The 18,372-nt window shown below is 70.2% G+C and carries 13 protein-coding genes and 1 tRNA gene; 11 read left to right on the top strand and 3 right to left on the bottom strand.

The window, feature by feature from the left end; translation table 11 throughout:
* Positions 1 to 24: 24 nt before the first annotated feature.
* The gene (locus AB0O09_RS06565) at positions 25 to 660 is read right to left on the bottom strand and encodes a MerR family transcriptional regulator (protein ID WP_344621441.1); all 636 of its coding nucleotides are present in this window, start codon (positions 658 to 660) and stop codon (positions 25 to 27) included.
* A gap of 145 nt (positions 661 to 805) precedes the next feature.
* Between AB0O09_RS06565 and AB0O09_RS06560 the strand changes: the two genes are divergently transcribed.
* Positions 806 to 1,846, top strand: a complete 1,041-nt coding sequence (locus tag AB0O09_RS06560; RefSeq protein ID WP_363540475.1) for a UDP-N-acetylmuramate dehydrogenase — start codon at positions 806 to 808, stop codon at positions 1,844 to 1,846.
* Here the strand turns inward: AB0O09_RS06560 and AB0O09_RS06555 are convergent.
* Positions 1,751 to 2,890, bottom strand: a complete 1,140-nt coding sequence (locus tag AB0O09_RS06555; RefSeq protein WP_363540474.1) for an adenosine deaminase — start codon at positions 2,888 to 2,890, stop codon at positions 1,751 to 1,753. The genes AB0O09_RS06560 and AB0O09_RS06555 overlap by 96 nt on opposite strands.
* A 109-nt stretch (positions 2,891 to 2,999) precedes the next feature.
* Positions 3,000 to 4,238, bottom strand: a complete 1,239-nt coding sequence (locus AB0O09_RS06550) for a pyridoxal phosphate-dependent aminotransferase (RefSeq protein ID WP_363540473.1) — start codon at positions 4,236 to 4,238, stop codon at positions 3,000 to 3,002.
* Positions 4,239 to 4,494: 256 nt separating this feature from the next.
* Between AB0O09_RS06550 and AB0O09_RS06545 the strand changes: the two genes are divergently transcribed.
* The 10 genes from AB0O09_RS06545 (at position 4,495) to AB0O09_RS06500 (ending at position 18,260) form a co-directional block, all read left to right on the top strand.
* Positions 4,495 to 4,567, top strand: a tRNA-Trp gene (locus AB0O09_RS06545).
* A gap of 144 nt (positions 4,568 to 4,711) precedes the next feature.
* Complete coding sequence (gene secE, locus AB0O09_RS06540) at positions 4,712 to 5,062, top strand: preprotein translocase subunit SecE (RefSeq protein WP_263104914.1); 351 nt, start codon at positions 4,712 to 4,714, stop codon at positions 5,060 to 5,062.
* 230 nt (positions 5,063 to 5,292) lie between these two features.
* On the top strand, positions 5,293 to 6,141 hold the full coding sequence (gene nusG, locus AB0O09_RS06535) for a transcription termination/antitermination protein NusG (protein ID WP_363540472.1): 849 nt from the start codon (positions 5,293 to 5,295) through the stop codon (positions 6,139 to 6,141).
* 163 nt (positions 6,142 to 6,304) lie between these two features.
* A complete protein-coding gene (gene rplK / locus AB0O09_RS06530; RefSeq protein ID WP_030263630.1) occupies positions 6,305 to 6,739 on the top strand; it encodes a 50S ribosomal protein L11 in 435 nt (144 codons plus the stop codon).
* A gap of 108 nt (positions 6,740 to 6,847) precedes the next feature.
* Positions 6,848 to 7,570: a 50S ribosomal protein L1 gene (gene rplA / locus AB0O09_RS06525; protein WP_263104917.1), complete on the top strand. Its 723-nt coding sequence runs from the start codon at positions 6,848 to 6,850 to the stop codon at positions 7,568 to 7,570.
* Between the two features lie 208 nt (positions 7,571 to 7,778).
* Complete coding sequence (locus tag AB0O09_RS06520; RefSeq protein WP_344621446.1) at positions 7,779 to 8,606, top strand: hypothetical protein; 828 nt, start codon at positions 7,779 to 7,781, stop codon at positions 8,604 to 8,606.
* A 333-nt stretch (positions 8,607 to 8,939) separates the two neighbouring features.
* Entirely contained in the window at positions 8,940 to 9,494 is a 555-nt protein-coding gene (gene rplJ / locus AB0O09_RS06515; RefSeq protein WP_095874414.1) for a 50S ribosomal protein L10, read from the top strand.
* Positions 9,495 to 9,581: 87 nt separating this feature from the next.
* On the top strand, positions 9,582 to 9,965 hold the full coding sequence (rplL, locus tag AB0O09_RS06510; RefSeq protein ID WP_363540471.1) for a 50S ribosomal protein L7/L12: 384 nt from the start codon (positions 9,582 to 9,584) through the stop codon (positions 9,963 to 9,965).
* An 815-nt stretch (positions 9,966 to 10,780) separates the two neighbouring features.
* The gene (gene rpoB, locus AB0O09_RS06505) at positions 10,781 to 14,257 is read left to right on the top strand and encodes a DNA-directed RNA polymerase subunit beta (protein WP_344621448.1); all 3,477 of its coding nucleotides are present in this window, start codon (positions 10,781 to 10,783) and stop codon (positions 14,255 to 14,257) included.
* A 109-nt stretch (positions 14,258 to 14,366) separates the two neighbouring features.
* The gene (locus tag AB0O09_RS06500) at positions 14,367 to 18,260 is read left to right on the top strand and encodes a DNA-directed RNA polymerase subunit beta' (RefSeq protein WP_363540470.1); all 3,894 of its coding nucleotides are present in this window, start codon (positions 14,367 to 14,369) and stop codon (positions 18,258 to 18,260) included.
* Positions 18,261 to 18,372: the final 112 nt, after the last annotated feature.

The raw sequence follows: 18,372 nt of genomic DNA, 5'->3' as shown, positions 1-18,372 counted from the left end.
TTCGGCGTGCGTCCATGCGGCCCGTCAGCCGCGGGCGCCCTCGAAGGCGCGGTGCGAGGCGTTCGCCTGGGCCAGCCGGCGCATCGCCCCGATCAGGGCGTCGCCGAGCACGGTGCCCAGCACCGCGCCCTCCACCTTGCTGTCCAGGCCCTCGCGGCGGCCGATCAGCGCCAGCTCCGCCGTGGAGAGCCGCTCCGCGGCGGCCGCGTAGTCGTCGAAGACGTCGAGCAGGTCGTCCTGGCCGAGGTCGCGGAGGGTCACCACCAGCTGGGCCAGCGCCTGCCGGGCGGGGTTGCCCGGCTTCACCTCCCAGCCGTGCCGCTCGACGAGCTCCTCGACCAGCTTCTCCGCGCTCTCCCAGGCGTCCGGGTCGGCCGCGGTCACCGCCGGGGTGACGGCGGCCTGGGCGATGCCCAGCACCTGGTGCAGGCTGTTGCCGGGCTCGTCGATCGCCTGCAGGACGTCGCGGGTCGCGGCCACCGAGAGCTTGCCGACCTCGACCATCGCCCGCACCAGCTTCAGCCGGTGCACGTGGGGCTCGCCGTACTGGGCCTGGTTCGGACTGGTCAGCTCGCCGCCGGGCAGCAGTCCCTCCCGCAGGTAGTACTTGATGGTCGGGACCGGCACCCCGGTCCGCCGGCTCAGCTCTCCGATGCGCATGGCGTCCCGTCTGTTCGAGGGTCGGACGGTCCGCGCGGCGGGCGGCGGACCAATATGGATAGCATACGTCTCCACTATCGGTGTCCGCCCGGGAACCGCGGGCACCCGCGCCGGGCACGGCGCCGCCCCGTATACCGTGGTGGGCGTGCAGGTACTCCAGAACGCCCCGCTCGCCCCGCTGACCACGCTCCGGCTCGGCGGCCCCGCCCGCCGCCTCGTCACGGCCACCACCGACGACGAGGTCGTCGCTGCCGTCCGCGAGGCCGACGCGGCCGGCGAGCCGCTGCTCCTGCTGGGCGGCGGCTCCAACCTGGTGATCGGCGACGCCGGCTTCGACGGCACCGTGCTGCGGATCGCCACCCGCGGCTTCGAGCTGGACGGCACCCGCCTGGAGCTGGCCGCCGGCGAGGTCTGGGCCGACGCGGTCGCCCGCACCGTCGCCGCGGGCCTCGCGGGCGTCGAGTTCCTGGCCGGCATCCCCGGCTCGGCCGGCGCCACCCCGGTGCAGAACGTCGGCGCCTACGGCCAGGAGGTCGCCGAGACGATCACCGAGGTCGTCGCCTACGACCGGCAGGCGGGGGAGACGGTCGTCCTCGCCAACGCCGAGTGCGCCTTCTCCTACCGGCACAGCCGCTTCAAGGCCGACCCGGACCGCTACGTGGTGCTGCGGGTGCGCTTCGCCCTGGAGGACGCCGCCGGGCAGTCCTCGCCGGTCAAGTACGCCGAGGTCGCCCGGACGCTCGGCGTGGCCGCGGGGGAGCGGGTCGGCCTCGCCACCGCCGCCGAGACCGTGCTGGAGCTGCGGGCCGGCAAGGGCATGGTGCTGGACCCGGAGGACCACGACACCTGGTCGGCCGGCTCCTTCTTCACCAACCCGGTGCTCACCGCCGAGCAGTACGCGGCCTTCACCGCCCGGCTCGACGGCCTGACCGCCCCCGCCTTCCCCGCGCCCGACGGCCGTACCAAGACCTCCGCCGCCTGGCTGATCGACAAGGCGGGCTTCACCAAGGGCTACGGCACCGGCCGGGCCACCCTCTCCACCAAGCACACCCTGGCGCTCACCAACCGGGGCTCGGCCAGCACCGAGGACCTACTGGCGCTGGCCCGCGAGGTCCGCGACGGCGTGCGCGCCGCCTTCGGCGTGGAGCTGGTGAACGAGCCCGTGATGGTCGGCGTCGCCCTCTAGGGCGGCAGCGCCCGCCGGGCCGGCCAGCCACCCGTCGATGTCGGCCAGCAGCTCCTTGCGCACCGACTCGGGTGCGAGCGAGCCGCGCACCGACTGGCGGGCCAGCTCGGCGAGCTCGGCGTCGGAGAAGCCGTGCACCGTCCGGACGAGGTCGTACTGGGCGGCGAGCCGGGAGCCGAAGAGCAGCGGGTCGTCCGCGCCCAGGGCCATCGGCACACCGGCCTCGAAGAGGGTGCGCAGCGGCACGTCCTCGGCGCGCTCGTAGACGCCCAGCGACACGTTGGACGAGGGGCAGACCTCGCAGGTGACGCCGCGCGCGGCCAGCCGCTCCAGCAGCCGGGCGTCCTCCGCGGAGCGGACGCCGTGCCCGATCCGGCCGGCGCCCAGGTCGTCCAGGCAGTCCCGGACGGACTCCGGGCCGGAGAGCTCGCCGCCGTGCGGGGCCGCCAGCAGCCCGCCCTTGCGGGCGATCTCGAAGGCGCGGTCGAAGTCCCGGGCCAGCCCGCGGCGCTCGTCGTTGGAGAGGCCGAAGCCGACCACGCCGCGGTCGGTGTAGCGGACGGCCAGCCGGGCGAGGGTGCGCGCGTCCATCGGGGACTTCATCCGGTTGGCCGCGACCACCACCCGCATGCCCACCCCGGTGGCCGCCGAGGCCTCCCGCACCGCGTCGAGGATCAGCTCCAGCGCGGGGATCAGCCCGCCGAGCCGCGGCGCGTACGAGGTGGGGTCGACCTGGATCTCCAGCCAGCGGGAGCCGTCCCGCCGCTCGTCCTCGGCGGTCTCGCGGACCAGGCGCCGGATGTCGGACTCGTCGCGGAGCACCGAGCGGGCGGTGTCGTAGAGGCGCTGGAAGCGGAACCAGCCGCGCTCGTCCGTCGCCCGCAGGCTGGGGGGCTCGCCGGAACTCAGGGCCTCCGGCAGCCGCACCCCGTGCTTGTCGGCCAGCTCCAGCAGCGTGGCCGGGCGCATCGACCCGGTGAAGTGCAGGTGGAGGTGGGCCTTGGGCAGGAGGACGACGTCACGCGGGGTTGAAAGGCGATCCATCCACCGATCCTGCCGTATTCCGGCGGCGAACGGGAGCCGCCCCCTGAACATCCCTCGAAAGAATGAGTTTCAACGGGGTGTCAGGGGGCGGTGCGGCAGCCGGGGAGGGTCAGTCGCGGGCCTCGGCCAGCAGCCGCTGGATCCGGGTCACGCCCTCGACCAGGTCGGCGTCGCCGAGCGCGTAGGACAGCCGCAGGTAGCCGGGGGTGCCGAAGGCCTCGCCCGGGACGACCGCGACCTCGGCCTCGTCCAGGATCAGCGCGGCGAGCTCGGAGGAGCTGGCCGGGCGCTTCCCGCGGATCTCCTTGCCGAGCAGGCCCTTGACCGACGGGTAGACGTAGAAGGCGCCCTCGGGCTCGGGGCAGAGCACGCCGTCGATCTCGTTGAGCATCTTCACGATCGTGCGGCGGCGGCGGTCGAAGGCGGTCTTCATCTCGTCGACGGCCGACAGGTCGCCGGCCACCGCGGCCAGCGCGGCCACCTGGGCGACGTTGGAGACGTTGGAGGTGGCGTGCGACTGCAGGTTGGTCGCGGCCTTCACGACGTCCTGCGGGCCGATCAGCCAGCCCACCCGCCAGCCGGTCATCGCGTAGGTCTTGGCGACGCCGTTGACCACGACGCACTTGTCGCGCAGCTCGGGCAGCAGGGCCGGCAGCGAGGTGAACTCGGCGTCCCCGTAGACCAGGTGCTCGTAGATCTCGTCGGTGAGCACCCACAGGCCGTGCTCCAGCGCCCAGCGGCCGATCGCCTCGGCCTCCTCGCGGGTGTACACCGCGCCGGTCGGGTTGGACGGCGAGACGAAGAGCACCACCTTGGTGTTCTCGGTGCGGGCCGCCTCCAGCTGCTCGACCGAGGCCTTGTAGCCGGTGGTCTCGTCGGTGACGACCTCGACCGCCACGCCGCCCGCGAGCTGGATCGACTCCGGGTAGGTGGTCCAGTACGGCGCCGGGACGATGACCTCGTCGCCCGGGTCGAGGATCGCGGCGAAGGCCTCGTAGATGGCCTGCTTGCCGCCGTTGGTCACGAGCACCTGGGAGGCGTCCACCTGGTAGCCCGAGTCGCGCAGCGTCTTGGCGGCGATCGCGGCCTTGAGCTCGGGCAGGCCGCCGGCCGGGGTGTAGCGGTGGTTCTTCGGGTCCCGGCAGGCGGCGACCGCGGCGTCGACGATGTAGCCCGGGGTCGGGAAGTCGGGCTCGCCCGCGCCGAAGCCGATGACGGGGCGGCCGGCCGCCTTGAGGGCCTTGGCCTTGGCGTCCACGGCGAGGGTGGCGGACTCCGCGATGGCGCCGATCCGGGCGGACACCCGGCGGTCGGCGGGACGGACGTTGGCGGGGGTGGAAGCGCTCATGCCTGCATCGTCGCAGAGTGGGCACCGCCGGGGCAGGAGGGTTCCAGCATGCGTACCGGGCGTCCCACGATGTGTCCCCGCAGGCCCGGCGGCGGGCTCCGTCGGGCGACGTAGGCAAATGAGGTTCGACCAAACGCCTCGGAACCCGTATGCTCGACCACCGATGGCCCCCGCGGACCGCAACGCCGATGCGTACACCACGCACCGGCACCGATGCGGTAGGTTGGGGGTCGACTCCGGGGCCGCGAGGCACCGTAGGGCACTAGCTCAATTGGTAGAGCACCGGTCTCCAAAACCGGCGGTTGGGGGTTCGAGTCCCTCGTGCCCTGCTGCTTTTTTCGTACCGAGCCCGTTCGCTCCACAGAGCGAGCGGGCTTGATGCGGAGAGGGCCCCGTCAGCAATGCACTTCGCCGGACCGGCGCGCCCACCCCGGGCACGCTTCTCGGCAGGACCCGGATTCAGGTGAGGACGAGTGACGGAGACCACGGGCTCCACCGCAACGCCTGAGAGCGGCAACCCCGAGGGTGCCGACGGCGCTGCCGCCACGCCTGACGAGGCGCTCTCCCGCCGCGACCGGAAGCGCGCCCGCAAGGCGCAGGGCGGCGACCGCAAGTCCGGCAAGCGGGCCAAGAAGGGCCTCTTCGCGCGCATGGCGGTCTTCTACCGCCAGATCATCGCCGAACTCCGCAAGGTCGTCTGGCCGAGCCGCGGCGAGCTGATCCAGTACACCACCGTGGTCGTCGTCTTCGTCGTCACGATCATGCTCGTGGTCTACGGCCTCGACACCGCCTTCGCCAAGCTCAGCCTGCTGATCTTCGGCTGACCCCGCGCCCGATCCGGCGCGACTTTCCTCCGCGGACGCCACCGGCCCGACCGGCCGGTGCGCGACGTCCGGACACCCGCCCGACCCGTCCCGCGCACCCGAGACCGGTGCCCCGCCCCTCCGGGACGGGAGACCGGTCCGGGCTTTCGGCGCCGACCGGGCGGGCCAGCTACCGTTGACTCGGTACTGTTGAGGTATCCGTTACACATCCCAGGAAAGAAGCAGCGCCCGTGTCTGAGTCCCCCCTGTACGACGCCGACGCCGACGAGACCGTCCGCGACGCGGACGTCGCGGCCGAGGCCGCCGACGCCGAGGCTGCGGAGCAGATCCTCGACGCCGCCGACGCCGACGAGGACGAGGTCGAGGCTGCGGACGAGGCGGAGGCGGGCGTGCCGGCCGAGGCCGCCGCGCTGCACGAGGTCGCCGAGGCCGAAGCCGCCGCCGAGGAGGCGTTCACCGCCGAGGCGGAGGAGAGCGACCCGGTCGCCGAGTTCCGCGAGAAGCTCCGCCTCGCGCCGGGCGAGTGGTACGTCATCCACACGTACGCCGGCTACGAGAACCGCGTGAAGCAGAACCTGGAGCAGCGCTCCGTCTCGCTGAACGTCGAGGACCGCATCTTCGAGTCGGCCGTGCCGCAGGAAGAGGTCGTCCAGATCAAGAACGGCGACCGCAAGACCATCCGTCAGAACAAGCTCCCCGGCTACGTCCTGGTCCGCATGGAGCTGGACGCCGAGTCCTGGGGCGTCGTCCGCAACACCCCGGGTGTCACCGGCTTCGTCGGCAACGCCTACGACCCGTACCCGCTGACGCTGGACGAGGTCGTCAAGATGCTCGCGCCGGACGTCGAGCGCGCCGCGGCCAAGGAGGCCGGCAAGGCGTCCCCGGTCCGCCCGGTCGAGGTCCAGGTGCTCGACTTCGAGGTCGGCGACTCGGTCACCGTCACCGACGGCCCGTTCGCGACCCTGCAGGCGACCATCAACGAGATCAACCCCGACTCGAAGAAGGTCAAGGGCCTGGTCGAGATCTTCGGCCGCGAGACCCCGGTCGAGCTGTCGTTCGACCAGATCCAGAAGAACTGACGCAGATCTTCGGCTTCGGGGCGGGGCGCAGGCTCCGCCCCGAAGCCGTTTTGGTCCAGGACCGCATCAGCGGTTAGCCTGGTCCGATGTGTGTGCTGGCGGCCGGGTGTCGCCCCGACCGATGCACACGCCGAAATCACCTCTCGGAAGGACCCGGAGAGACATGCCTCCCAAGAAGAAGAAGGTCACGGGGCTTATCAAGCTCCAGATCAACGCCGGTGCGGCCAACCCGGCCCCGCCGGTCGGCCCCGCGCTGGGTCAGCACGGCGTCAACATCATGGAGTTCTGCAAGGCCTACAACGCCGCGACCGAGTCGCAGCGCGGCATGATCGTGCCGGTGGAGATCACGGTCTACGAGGACCGCACCTTCACCTTCATCACGAAGACGCCGCCGGCCGCGCGCCTCATCCTGAAGGCCGCCGGCATCGACAAGGGCTCCAGCGAGCCGCACAAGACCAAGGTCGCCAAGCTCACGGCTGCCCAGGTCCGCGAGATCGCCACCGTGAAGCTCCCCGACCTGAACGCCAACGACCTGGACGCCGCGTCGAAGATCATCGCCGGCACCGCCCGGTCGATGGGCATCACCGTCGAGGGCTGATCGGCCCAGTCGTCCCCGTGGTAGGGCCGAGCGCGGCCCGTTCCCACCACGAACTCCTCCCTCCTTGCCCGCCAACGTGCAGGAGGGGCCCATCCTTCAGGAGAAGCAGTGAAGCGCAGCAAGGCCCTCAAGGCCGCGGACGCCAAGGTCGACCGCAGCCGGATCTACGCCCCGCTCGAGGCCGTCCGCCTCGCCCGGGAGACCTCCACCACCAAGTTCGACGCGACCGTCGAGGTTGCCATGCGCCTGGGTGTCGACCCGCGCAAGGCCGACCAGATGGTCCGCAGCACCGTCATCCTCCCGCACGGCACGGGTAAGACCGCTCGGGTCCTGGTCTTCGCGACCGGTGACCGTGCCGAGGCCGCGCGTGCTGCCGGCGCCGACATCGTCGGCTCCGACGAGCTGATCGACGAGGTTGCCAAGGGTCGCCTGGACTTCGACGCCGTCGTCGCCACCCCGGACCTCATGGGCAAGGTCGGCCGCCTCGGCCGCGTGCTCGGTCCCCGTGGCCTGATGCCGAACCCGAAGACCGGCACCGTCACCCCGGACGTCGCCAAGGCCGTCAACGACATCAAGGGCGGCAAGATCGAGTTCCGCGTCGACAAGCACTCGAACCTGCACCTGATCATCGGTAAGGCCTCCTTCACCGACGAGCAGCTGGTCGAGAACTACGGCGCCGCGCTCGAGGAGGTCCTCCGGGCCAAGCCGGCCGCCGCCAAGGGCCGCTACATCAAGAAGATCGCGTTCTCGACCACCATGGGCCCGGGCGTCCAGGTGGACCCGAACCGCACCCGCAACCTCCTCGTCGAGGAGGACCCGGCCGCCGTCTGAGCCACCGTGCTCCGGCAGTAGCCGCGTCCTGGCGCACCGCGCAGTTCGTGACCGACGGGCCCGCACCCCCTTTCACCGGGGGTGCGGGCCCGTCGGCCGTGTGCGCGGCCGCGCGGGACCGCGGCCGGGGCCGGCCGGACGCCGCGGCGGCCGGCATGGCAGGGTGAAGGGCAGCGGACGAGGCACGGGACGGGCAGGGGAGGCGGGGATGGCGGGACGGGCGGTGCGCCGCGCGGCTGCGGCCGCGGCACTGGCCGCGGTGCTCACCGCCTGCGGCAGCGGTTCCGGGGGCGCCCCGGCGGCCTCGCCGAGCGCCTCCGCCGACCCGACGGTGCTCGCCACCCCGACCGACCGCTCGCCGCACGGCGTGCTGCTCTCCGCCCAGCTGGCCGTGCACGGCGCCCGGCGGGCCCGCTTCAGCGGCAACCTCGGCTCGGACACCGTGGCCGGCCTGCTGTTCTGGGCGCCCAAGACGGTGCTCCAGCTCAAGCGCCCCGGCACCACCGAGGAGGTCGTGGTGCTGGACACCACCGCCTACCGCGGCGGCGACGCGGCCACCGCGAGCCGGCTCGGCGGGCGGCACTGGGAGAAGTTCACCGGCGTGCCCGGCACCGACGGCCAGCGCGCCGTGCCGTACGCCGACACCGTCGACCGGCTCAACCCGGTGGTGGCGCTGACCGCGGCGGTGGCCGCCCCCGCGCCCGAGCGGATCGGCGCGGAGGAGATCGACGACACCGCCGTGGTGCACTACCGGGTCGCCACCACGGTCGCCGACTACGCCGAGGCGCAGACCCAGCTCCCGCCCGCCCGGCGGGCCGCCCTGCGCACCGCGCTGGGCGACGGCGGGGTGATCACCCTCGACGTCTGGCTGAACGACCGTGACCAGCCCGTCCAGCTGCAGCGCACCGGCTCCGGCGCGGCCGAGCGGATCTCCGACACGCTGCGCTTCGACGAGTTCGGCGGGCCGCTGTCGGTGCAGGCCCCGGCCGAGTCGGACACCGCCGACGCGGGCGGGCGGAGCCTGCCGCCGCTGTAGCGGATGCCCGAATTTGGTCGAAGTGCCGGGCGTCCAGTACGGTGGTGGCTGCCGAAGACCGCTGGTTGTCGTCCGCTTCCTTTCGGGGGCGAGGCGCCGAAGGATCTGCGATTCGTCGCAGGCAGCCCGCGCAGGAGTGTTTGGAGCTTGGACTTCCGCCCGCCGTGATCCGTCACGTCGGACGTCGAGGTCTTTCAGAGCCCCGTGCGCCTGCGCACCGGGGCTCTCATCGTTTCTGCTGAGGCTTCCTTCGAACCGGCGCGTCGAGGCGTTGAATGGTCGACTGCTCCAAGGTCGGCCCGACTTCGACATCACGGAAGGAGGCGTACGCCTATGGCAAGGCCCGACAAGGCTGCTGCCGTCGCCGAGATCACGGACAAGTTCCGTGGTTCCTCCGCGGCGCTGCTGACCGAGTACCGCGGTCTCACGGTGAAGCAGGTCAAGACCCTGCGTCGCTCGCTGGGTGAGAACGCCGAGTACGCCGTGGTGAAGAACACGCTGACCAAGATCGCGGCCAACGAGGCCGGGATCTCTGAGCTGGACGACCTGTTCGCCGGTCCGACGGCTGTCGCCTTCGTCACCGGTGACCCGGTGGAGTCGGCGAAGGCTCTGCGTGACTTCGCCAAGGAGAACCCCGCTCTCATCATCAAGGGCGGTGTCCTTGACGGCAAGGCGCTGTCCGCCGATGAGATCAAGAAGCTCGCGGACCTCGAGTCCCGCGAGGTGCTGCTCGCCAAGCTCGCGGGTGCCCTGAAGGCCAAGCCCTCCCAGGCTGCCGCGGTCTTCCAGGCCCTGCCGTCGAAGCTCGTCCGCACCGTGGACGCGCTGCGCGACAAGGTCGAGCAGGGCGGTGCCGGTACGCCGGCTCCCGCCGAGGACGCGGAGTAATCACTCCCGCCCTCTAGCGGGCCCGTAGTACGCCCGCCAATCCGTACATCCGGCACCACCTGCCGATTTAGTGGAAGGACGCCAATCATGGCGAAGCTGACCCAGGACGAGCTGCTCGCGCAGTTCGAGGAGATGACCCTCATCGAGCTCTCCGAGTTCGTGAAGGCCTTCGAGGAGAAGTTCGACGTCACCGCTGCCGCTCCGGTCGCCGTCGCGGGCGTTGCCGCCCCGGGTGCCCAGGCCGAGGCCGTCGAGGAGCAGGACGAGTTCGACGTCATCCTCGACGGTGCGGGCGACAAGAAGATCCAGGTCATCAAGGAGGTGCGCGCCCTGACCTCCCTCGGCCTGAAGGAGGCCAAGGACCTCGTCGACACCGCCGGTGCCAAGGTTCTCGAGAAGGTCAACAAGGAGACCGCCGAGAAGGCCAAGGCCCAGCTCGAGGGCGCGGGCGCCAAGGTCACCGTCAAGTGACCCCTCCCCGGCCCTGAGGGCCGGGAGGTGCCTCCACGCCCCCGCTGAGGGGCGCGCAGGAACACGGGCCGGGCCGGCCATCCGCGAGGATGGCCGGCCCGGCCTTTCGCGTACCCGCCCGCCCGTGCCGCCCGCCCGCCTCCGCGGCGCACCCGGGCCTGCCGGACACCTGCACAGGGCCCGCCCGTTGTGCGCTCGGCCACTGTCGGTGGCGGCCGGTAGGGTGATCACTGTCGTCGCGGCGGCTCCCACCACGGGATCTGTAACGCTCCCGGGGCCGCGGACGATGAGGCAGACGAGGTCCGCACTCCGGTGGGGGCCTTGACGAACGGCAGCAGGCGCGCGATTCTCAAGGCGCGCGCCGCGCTCGGCCCGTCCGCCCCGGTTGGAGCGGCTCCGGATGCATATTCGGTGGCCCCAGCGGGAAGTGACTCCGAGTAGAGGTGCGGTGGCCCGGGAGTTCCCGGGCCGTCGGTTGTACGAGGGCAGGGCACCCCTGCGGCACGGCTCCCCGGCGGGGGCCGGAGCCCACGGGATGCGACCGGAGGGAGCGTCCGATTCGGTCTCCGAATCAGGGCTTGTCAGCAGTGTCGCCTTTGGCTACACTGTCCCTTTGCGCTGCCTGTTAGCTGCTCCGTGACTCGTCGCCCGGAGTCTGCGCTGCCCTGAAGGGGTCTGGCTCCGCCTCCGTGAACCGGCATTGACCTGGGGATTCTCCTCCCGGTCGGCGGTGGTCCCCGGCGGTGGCACCGGTCCCGTCTCGGCCCGGCCGGTACGCGCGTAGTGAGCTCCGAGCCCTCGGAAGGACCCCCCTCTTGGCCGCGCCGCGCAACGCCTCGAACAATTCCGCCGCATCCACCGCCCCGCTCCGCGTTTCGTTCGCGAAGATCAAGGAGCCCCTCGAGGTCCCGAACCTCCTGGCCCTGCAGACCGAGAGCTTTGACTGGCTGCTCGGCAATGCGGCCTGGAAGTCCCGGGTCGAGGAGGCGCTGGACAACGGTCAGGACGTCCCCACCAAGTCCGGTCTGGAGGAGATCTTCGAGGAGATCTCGCCGATCGAGGACTTCTCCGGGTCGATGTCGCTGACCTTCCGCGACCACCGTTTCGAGCCGCCGAAGAACTCCATTGACGAGTGCAAGGACCGCGACTTCACCTACGCGGCCCCGCTCTTCGTCACCGCCGAATTCACCAACAACGAGACCGGCGAGATCAAGTCCCAGACGGTCTTCATGGGCGACTTCCCGCTCATGACCCACAAGGGCACGTTCGTGATCAACGGCACCGAGCGCGTCGTCGTGTCGCAGCTGGTCCGTTCCCCGGGCGTCTACTTCGACTCCTCCCTGGACAAGGTGTCCGACAAGGACATCTACTCCGCCAAGATCATCCCCTCCCGCGGTGCCTGGCTGGAGATGGAGATCGACAAGCGCGACATGGTCGGTGTCCGCATCGACCGCAAGCGCAAGCAGTCGGTCACCGTGCTGCTGAAGGCCCTCGGCTGGACCAACGAGATGATCCTCGAGGAGTTCGGCCAGTACGAGTCGATGCGCGCCACCCTGGAGAAGGACCACACCCAGGGCCAGGACGACGCGCTGCTCGACATCTACCGCAAGCTGCGTCCGGGCGAGCCGCCGACGCGTGAGGCCGCGCAGACCCTGCTCGAGAACCTCTACTTCAACCCGAAGCGCTACGACCTGGCCAAGGTCGGCCGCTACAAGGTCAACCGCAAGCTCGGCAACGGCGAGTCCCTGGACTCCGGCGTGCTCACCGAGCCGGACATCATCAACACCATCAAGTACCTGGTGAAGCTGCACGCCGGCGAGACCGAGTGGCGTGACGACGAGGGCCGCGACATCGTCATCGAGGTCGACGACATCGACCACTTCGGCAACCGGCGCCTGCGCAACGTCGGCGAGCTCATCCAGAACCAGGTCCGCACGGGTCTCGCCCGTATGGAGCGCGTCGTGCGCGAGCGCATGACCACCCAGGACGTCGAGGCCATCACGCCGCAGACCCTGATCAACATCCGGCCGGTCGTCGCCTCCATCAAGGAGTTCTTCGGCACCAGCCAGCTGTCGCAGTTCATGGACCAGACGAACCCGCTGTCGGGCCTGACCCACAAGCGCCGTCTGTCCGCGCTCGGCCCCGGTGGTCTGTCCCGTGAGCGGGCCGGCTTCGAGGTCCGTGACGTGCACCCCTCGCACTACGGCCGCATGTGTCCGATCGAGACGCCGGAAGGCCCGAACATCGGTCTGATCGGCTCGCTCGCCTCGTACGGCCGGGTCAACGCGTTCGGCTTCATCGAGACGCCGTACCGCAAGGTCGTCGACGGCGTGGTCACCGAGCAGGTGGACTACCTCACCGCCGACGAGGAGGACCGCTACGTCATCGCGCAGGCCAACGCGCCGCTGACGAACGACCTGCACTTCGCGGAGCCCCGCGTCCTGGTCCGCCGCCGCGGCGGCGAGATCGACTACATCCCGGGCACCGAGATCGACTACATGGACGTCTCGCCGCGCCAGATGGTGTCGGTCGCGACCGCCATGATCCCCTTCCTCGAGCACGACGACGCCAACCGCGCGCTCATGGGCTCGAACATGATGCGCCAGGCGGTGCCGCTGCTGAAGAGCGAGGCCCCGCTGGTCGGCACCGGCATGGAGTACCGCTGCGCGGTCGACGCCGCCGACGTCATCACCGCCGAGAAGGCCGGTGTGGTGCAGGAGGTCTCGGCCGACTACGTCACCGTGGCCAACGACGACGGCACGTACACCACGTACCGCGCCGCCAAGTTCACCCGCTCGAACCAGGGCACCTCCTTCAACCAGAAGGTGCTCGTGGACGAGGGCGCCCGCGTCGAGGCCGGCCAGGTGCTGGCCGACGGCCCGTGCACCGACCAGGGCGAGATGGCGCTCGGCAAGAACCTCCTCGTGGCGTTCATGTCGTGGGAGGGCCACAACTACGAGGACGCGATCATCCTGTCGCAGCGCCTCGTCCAGGACGACGTCCTCTCCTCGATCCACATCGAGGAGCACGAGGTCGACGCCCGTGACACCAAGCTGGGCCCCGAGGAGATCACCCGGGACATCCCGAACGTCTCCGAGGAGGTCCTCGCCGACCTCGACGAGCGCGGCATCATCCGGATCGGCGCCGACGTCGTCACCGGCGACATCCTGGTCGGCAAGGTCACCCCGAAGGGCGAGACCGAGCTGACCCCCGAGGAGCGCCTGCTCCGCGCGATCTTCGGTGAGAAGGCGCGCGAGGTCCGCGACACCTCGCTGAAGGTGCCGCACGGCGAGTCCGGCAAGGTCATCGGCGTCCGCGTCTTCGACCGCGAGGAGGGCGACGAGCTCCCTCCGGGCGTCAACCAGCTGGTCCGCGTCTACGTGGCCCAGAAGCGCAAGATCACCAACGGTGACAAGCTCGCCGGCCGTCACGGCAACAAGGGCGTCATCTCCAAGATCCTGCCGGTCGAGGACATGCCGTTCCTGGAGGACGGCACCCCGGTCGACATCATCCTCAACCCGCTGGGTGTCCCGTCCCGAATGAACCCGGGACAGGTCCTGGAGATCCACCTCGGCTGGCTCGCCCAGCAGGGCTGGGACGTCTCCGGCCTCGCCGACGAGTGGGCCCAGCGCCTGCAGGAGATCGGCGCCGACCAGGTCGTCGGTGGCACCAACCTCGCCACCCCGGTCTTCGACGGCGCCCGCGAGGACGAGATCACCGGCCTGCTGGACAACACCACGCTCACCCGCGACGGCGAGCGCCTGGTGAACTCCACCGGCAAGGCCCGGCTGTTCGACGGCCGCTCCGGCGAGCCGTTCCCGATGCCGATCTCGGTCGGCTACATGTACATCCTCAAGCTGCACCACCTGGTCGACGACAAGCTGCACGCCCGTTCGACCGGTCCGTACTCGATGATCACCCAGCAGCCGCTCGGTGGTAAGGCGCAGTTCGGTGGTCAGCGATTCGGTGAGATGGAGGTGTGGGCCCTCGAGGCGTACGGAGCCGCGTACGCGCTGCAGGAGCTCCTCACCATCAAGTCCGACGACGTCCTCGGCCGCGTGAAGGTCTACGAGGCCATCGTCAAGGGCGAGAACATCCCCGAGCCCGGCATTCCCGAGTCCTTCAAGGTGCTCATCAAGGAAATGCAGTCGCTCTGCCTCAACGTGGAGGTGCTGTCCTCGGACGGCCAGTCCATCGAGATGCGGGACTCCGACGAGGACGTCTTCCGTGCGGCCGAGGAGCTCGGCATTGACCTGTCCCGGCGCGAGCCGAGCAGCGTCGAAGAGGTCTGACGGAGGCCGGGCCGGCTGCTCCGCGTGAGCAGGAACAGCCGGCCCCGCCCCCAGGCCCCCCTCAGACCACAGACAAACTCTCGAATCACGAAAGAGGGCTTGACGACCAGTGCTTGACGTCAACTTCTTCGACGAGCTCCGTATCGGCCTGGCCACCGCCGACGACATCCGCCAGTGGTCCCACGGCGAGGTCAAGAAGCCGGAGACCATCAACTACCGCACCCTGAAGCCCGAGAAGGACGGCCTCTTCTGCGAGAAGATCTTCGGCCCCACCCGGGACTGGGAGTGCTACTGCGGTAAGTACAAGCGCGTCCGCTTCAAGGGCATCATCTGCGAGCGCTGCGGCGTCGAGGTGACCCGCGCCAAGGTGCGCCGCGAGCGGATGGGCCACATCGAGCTGGCCGCCCCGGTCACCCACATCTGGTACTTCAAGGGTGTCCCGTCCCGCCTGGGCTACCTGCTGGACCTGGCGCCGAAGGACCTCGAGAAGGTCATCTACTTCGCCGCCTACATGATCACCTGGGTCGACGACGAGCGCCGCCAGCGCGACCTGCCGTCCCTGGAGGCGCACGTCTCGGTCGAGCGCCAGCAGATCGAGAACCGCCGCGACGCCGACCTCGAAGGCCGTGCCAAGAAGGCCGAGACCGACCTGGCCGAGCTGGAGGCCGAGGGCGCCAAGGCCGACGTCCGCCGCAAGGTGCGCGAGGGCGCCGAGCGCGAGATGAAGCAGCTGCGCGACCGCGCCCAGCGCGAGCTGGACCGCCTCGACGAGGTGTGGAGCCGCTTCAAGAACCTCAAGGTCCAGGACCTGGAGGGCGACGAGCTGCTCTACCGCGAGCTGCGCGACCGCTTCGGCACGTACTTCTCCGGCTCGATGGGCGCCGCGGCGCTCAAGGACCGCCTGGAGTCGTTCGACCTGGCGGAGGAGTCCGAGCGCCTGCGCGAGATCATCCGCACCGGCAAGGGCCAGAAGAAGACCCGTGCGCTCAAGCGCCTCAAGGTCGTCTCCGCGTTCCTGCAGACCACCAACAAGCCCAAGGGCATGGTGCTGGACTGCGTGCCGGTCATCCCGCCGGACCTGCGTCCGATGGTGCAGCTCGACGGTGGCCGCTTCGCGACCTCCGACCTGAACGACCTGTACCGCCGCGTCATCAACCGCAACAACCGCCTGAAGCGCCTCCTCGACCTCGGTGCCCCCGAGATCATCGTGAACAACGAGAAGCGCATGCTCCAGGAGGCCGTCGACGCGCTCTTCGACAACGGCCGCCGCGGCCGCCCGGTCACGGGCCCCGGCAACCGTCCGCTGAAGTCGCTCTCCGACATGCTCAAGGGCAAGCAGGGTCGTTTCCGCCAGAACCTGCTCGGCAAGCGCGTCGACTACTCGGCCCGTTCGGTCATCGTCGTCGGCCCGCAGCTCAAGCTGCACCAGTGCGGTCTGCCCAAGGCCATGGCGCTGGAGCTCTTCAAGCCGTTCGTGATGAAGCGCCTGGTCGACCTGAACCACGCGCAGAACATCAAGTCGGCCAAGCGCATGGTCGAGCGCGCCCGCCCGGTCGTGTGGGACGTCCTCGAAGAGGTCATCGCCGAGCACCCCGTCCTGCTGAACCGTGCGCCCACCCTGCACCGCCTCGGCATCCAGGCCTTCGAGCCGCAGCTGGTCGAGGGCAAGGCCATCCAGATCCACCCGCTCGTCTGCACCGCGTTCAACGCGGACTTCGACGGTGACCAGATGGCCGTCCACCTGCCGCTCTCCGCGGAGGCGCAGGCCGAGGCCCGCATCCTGATGCTGTCCTCGAACAACATCCTCAAGCCGGCCGACGGCCGTCCGGTCACCATGCCGACCCAGGACATGGTGCTCGGTCTGTTCTTCCTCACCTCGGACCGCGACAACGTGAAGGGCGCCGGCCGCTCCTTCTCGTCGACCGCCGAGGCGATCATGGCCTTCGACGCCCGCGAGCTGGACGTCCAGGCCCCGATCGACCTGCGCATGCCCGCTGGCACGGTCCCGCCGCGCGGCTGGACGGCGCCGGTGGACGAGGACGGCCAGTCGACCTGGTTCGAGGGCGAGCCGTTCCGCATCACCACCACCCTGGGCCGCGCGCTCTTCAACGAGCTGCTGCCCGAGGACTACCCGTTCGTCGACTACGAGGTCGGCAAGAAGCAGCTGTCGGCCATCGTCAACGACCTGGCCGAGCGCTACCCGAAGGTCGTCGTCGCCGCGACGCTCGACAACCTGAAGGCGTCCGGCTTCCACTGGTCGACCCGTTCCGGTGTCACCGTCTCGATCTCGGACGTCATCGTCCCGCCGAGCAAGCCCCAGATCCTCGAGGGCTACGAGGCGCAGGCGGAGAAGGTCCAGAAGCAGTACGAGCGCGGTCTGATCACCAACGACGAGCGCAAGAGCGAGCTGGTCGGCATCTGGACCCGCGCGACCAACGAGGTCGCCGAGGCCATGGCCGTGAACTTCCCGAAGACGAACCCCATCTTCATGATGGTCGACTCGGGTGCTCGTGGAAACATGATGCAGATGCGTCAGATCGCCGGTATGCGTGGTCTGGTGTCGAACGCCAAGAACGAGACGATCCCGCGTCCCATCAAGGCGTCCTTCCGCGAGGGCCTGTCCGTGCTGGAGTACTTCATCTCCACCCACGGTGCCCGTAAGGGTCTCGCCGACACCGCCCTGCGCACCGCCGACTCCGGTTACCTCACCCGTCGTCTGGTCGACGTCTCCCAGGACGTCATCATCCGCGAGGAGGACTGCGGCACCGAGCGCGGCCTGAAGCTGTCGATCGGTTCCGTGGGCGCCGACGGCGTGCTGCGCAAGGCCGACGACGTCGAGACCAGCGTCTACGCCCGCATGCTCGCCGAGGACATCACCGTCGACGGCAAGCTGCTGGCCACCGCCAACACCGACCTCGGCGACGTCCTGATCGACGAGCTGATCCGGCACGGCATCAGCGAGGTCAAGACCCGCTCGATCCTCACCTGTGAGTCGGCGGTCGGCACCTGCGCCATGTGCTACGGCCGCTCGCTGGCCACCGGCAAGCTGGTCGACATCGGTGAGGCGGTCGGCATCATCGCCGCCCAGTCCATCGGTGAGCCCGGTACCCAGCTGACGATGCGTACCTTCCACACCGGTGGTGTGGCCGGTGACGACATCACCCAGGGTCTGCCGCGTGTCGTCGAGCTCTTCGAGGCCCGTACCCCCAAGGGTGTGGCCCCGATCTCGGAGGCGCAGGGCCGGGTCCGCATCGAGGACACCGAGAAGACCCGCAAGCTGGTCGTCACCCCGGACGACGGCAGCGACGAGATCGCCTACCCGGTCTCCAAGCGCGTCAAGCTCCTGGTGAGCGAGGGCGAGGCGGTCGAGGTCGGCCAGAAGCTGACCGTCGGTGCCACCAACCCGCACGACGTCCTGCGCATCATGGGCCAGCGCGCCGTCCAGGTCCACCTGGTCGCCGAGGTCCAGAAGGTCTACAACTCGCAGGGTGTGTCGATCCACGACAAGCACATCGAGATCATCATCCGGCAGATGCTCCGCCGCGTGACGATCATCGAGTCGGGCGACGCCGAGCTGCTCCCGGGCGAGCTCGTCGAGCGCGGCCGCTTCGAGCAGGAGAACCGCCGCGTGGTGTCCGAGGGCGGTCACCCCGCCTCCGGCCGTCCGCAGCTCATGGGTATCACCAAGGCCTCGCTGGCCACCGAGTCCTGGCTGTCGGCCGCCTCCTTCCAGGAGACGACCCGGGTGCTCACCGACGCGGCGATCCACGCCAAGTCGGACCCGCTGCTGGGCCTCAAGGAGAACGTCATCCTCGGTAAGCTCATCCCGGCCGGTACGGGTCTGCCCCGCTACCGCAACATCCGGGTCGAGCCGACCGAGGAGGCCAAGGCCGCGATGTACTCGGCCGTCGGCTACGACGACTACGACCTGTCGCCCTTCGGCGCCGGCTCCGGCCAGGCGGTCCCGCTGGACGACTACGACTACGGCCCGTACACCGGCTGAGTCCGCAGGTCCTGAACGCCGCAGGGCGGCCACCCCGGAAGGGGCGGCCGCCCTGCGGCGTTCCCGCGTCCCCTCGTCCTCCCCCGCGCGGAGGAGTCGGCAGGACCGCTCC

This window comes from Kitasatospora sp. NPDC093679 (assembly GCF_040683455.1).
Taxonomy (GTDB): Bacteria; Actinomycetota; Actinomycetes; order Streptomycetales; family Streptomycetaceae; genus Kitasatospora; species Kitasatospora arboriphila.
Note: the sequence above shows the minus strand (reverse complement) of the source record. Positions and strands in the feature narration are given on the sequence as shown.

Coding starts and splice junctions, on each gene's coding strand:
- AB0O09_RS06550 (WP_363540473.1), bottom strand. CDS start 4,238: ATGAGCGCTTCCACCCCCGCCAACGTCCGTCCCGCCGACCGCCGGGTG.
- AB0O09_RS06555 (WP_363540474.1), bottom strand. CDS start 2,890: ATGGATCGCCTTTCAACCCCGCGTGACGTCGTCCTCCTGCCCAAGGCC.
- rplJ (WP_095874414.1), top strand. CDS start 8,940: ATGGCAAGGCCCGACAAGGCTGCTGCCGTCGCCGAGATCACGGACAAG.
- AB0O09_RS06520 (WP_344621446.1), top strand. CDS start 7,779: ATGGCGGGACGGGCGGTGCGCCGCGCGGCTGCGGCCGCGGCACTGGCC.
- rplL (WP_363540471.1), top strand. CDS start 9,582: ATGGCGAAGCTGACCCAGGACGAGCTGCTCGCGCAGTTCGAGGAGATG.
- AB0O09_RS06565 (WP_344621441.1), bottom strand. CDS start 660: ATGCGCATCGGAGAGCTGAGCCGGCGGACCGGGGTGCCGGTCCCGACC.
- rplK (WP_030263630.1), top strand. CDS start 6,305: ATGCCTCCCAAGAAGAAGAAGGTCACGGGGCTTATCAAGCTCCAGATC.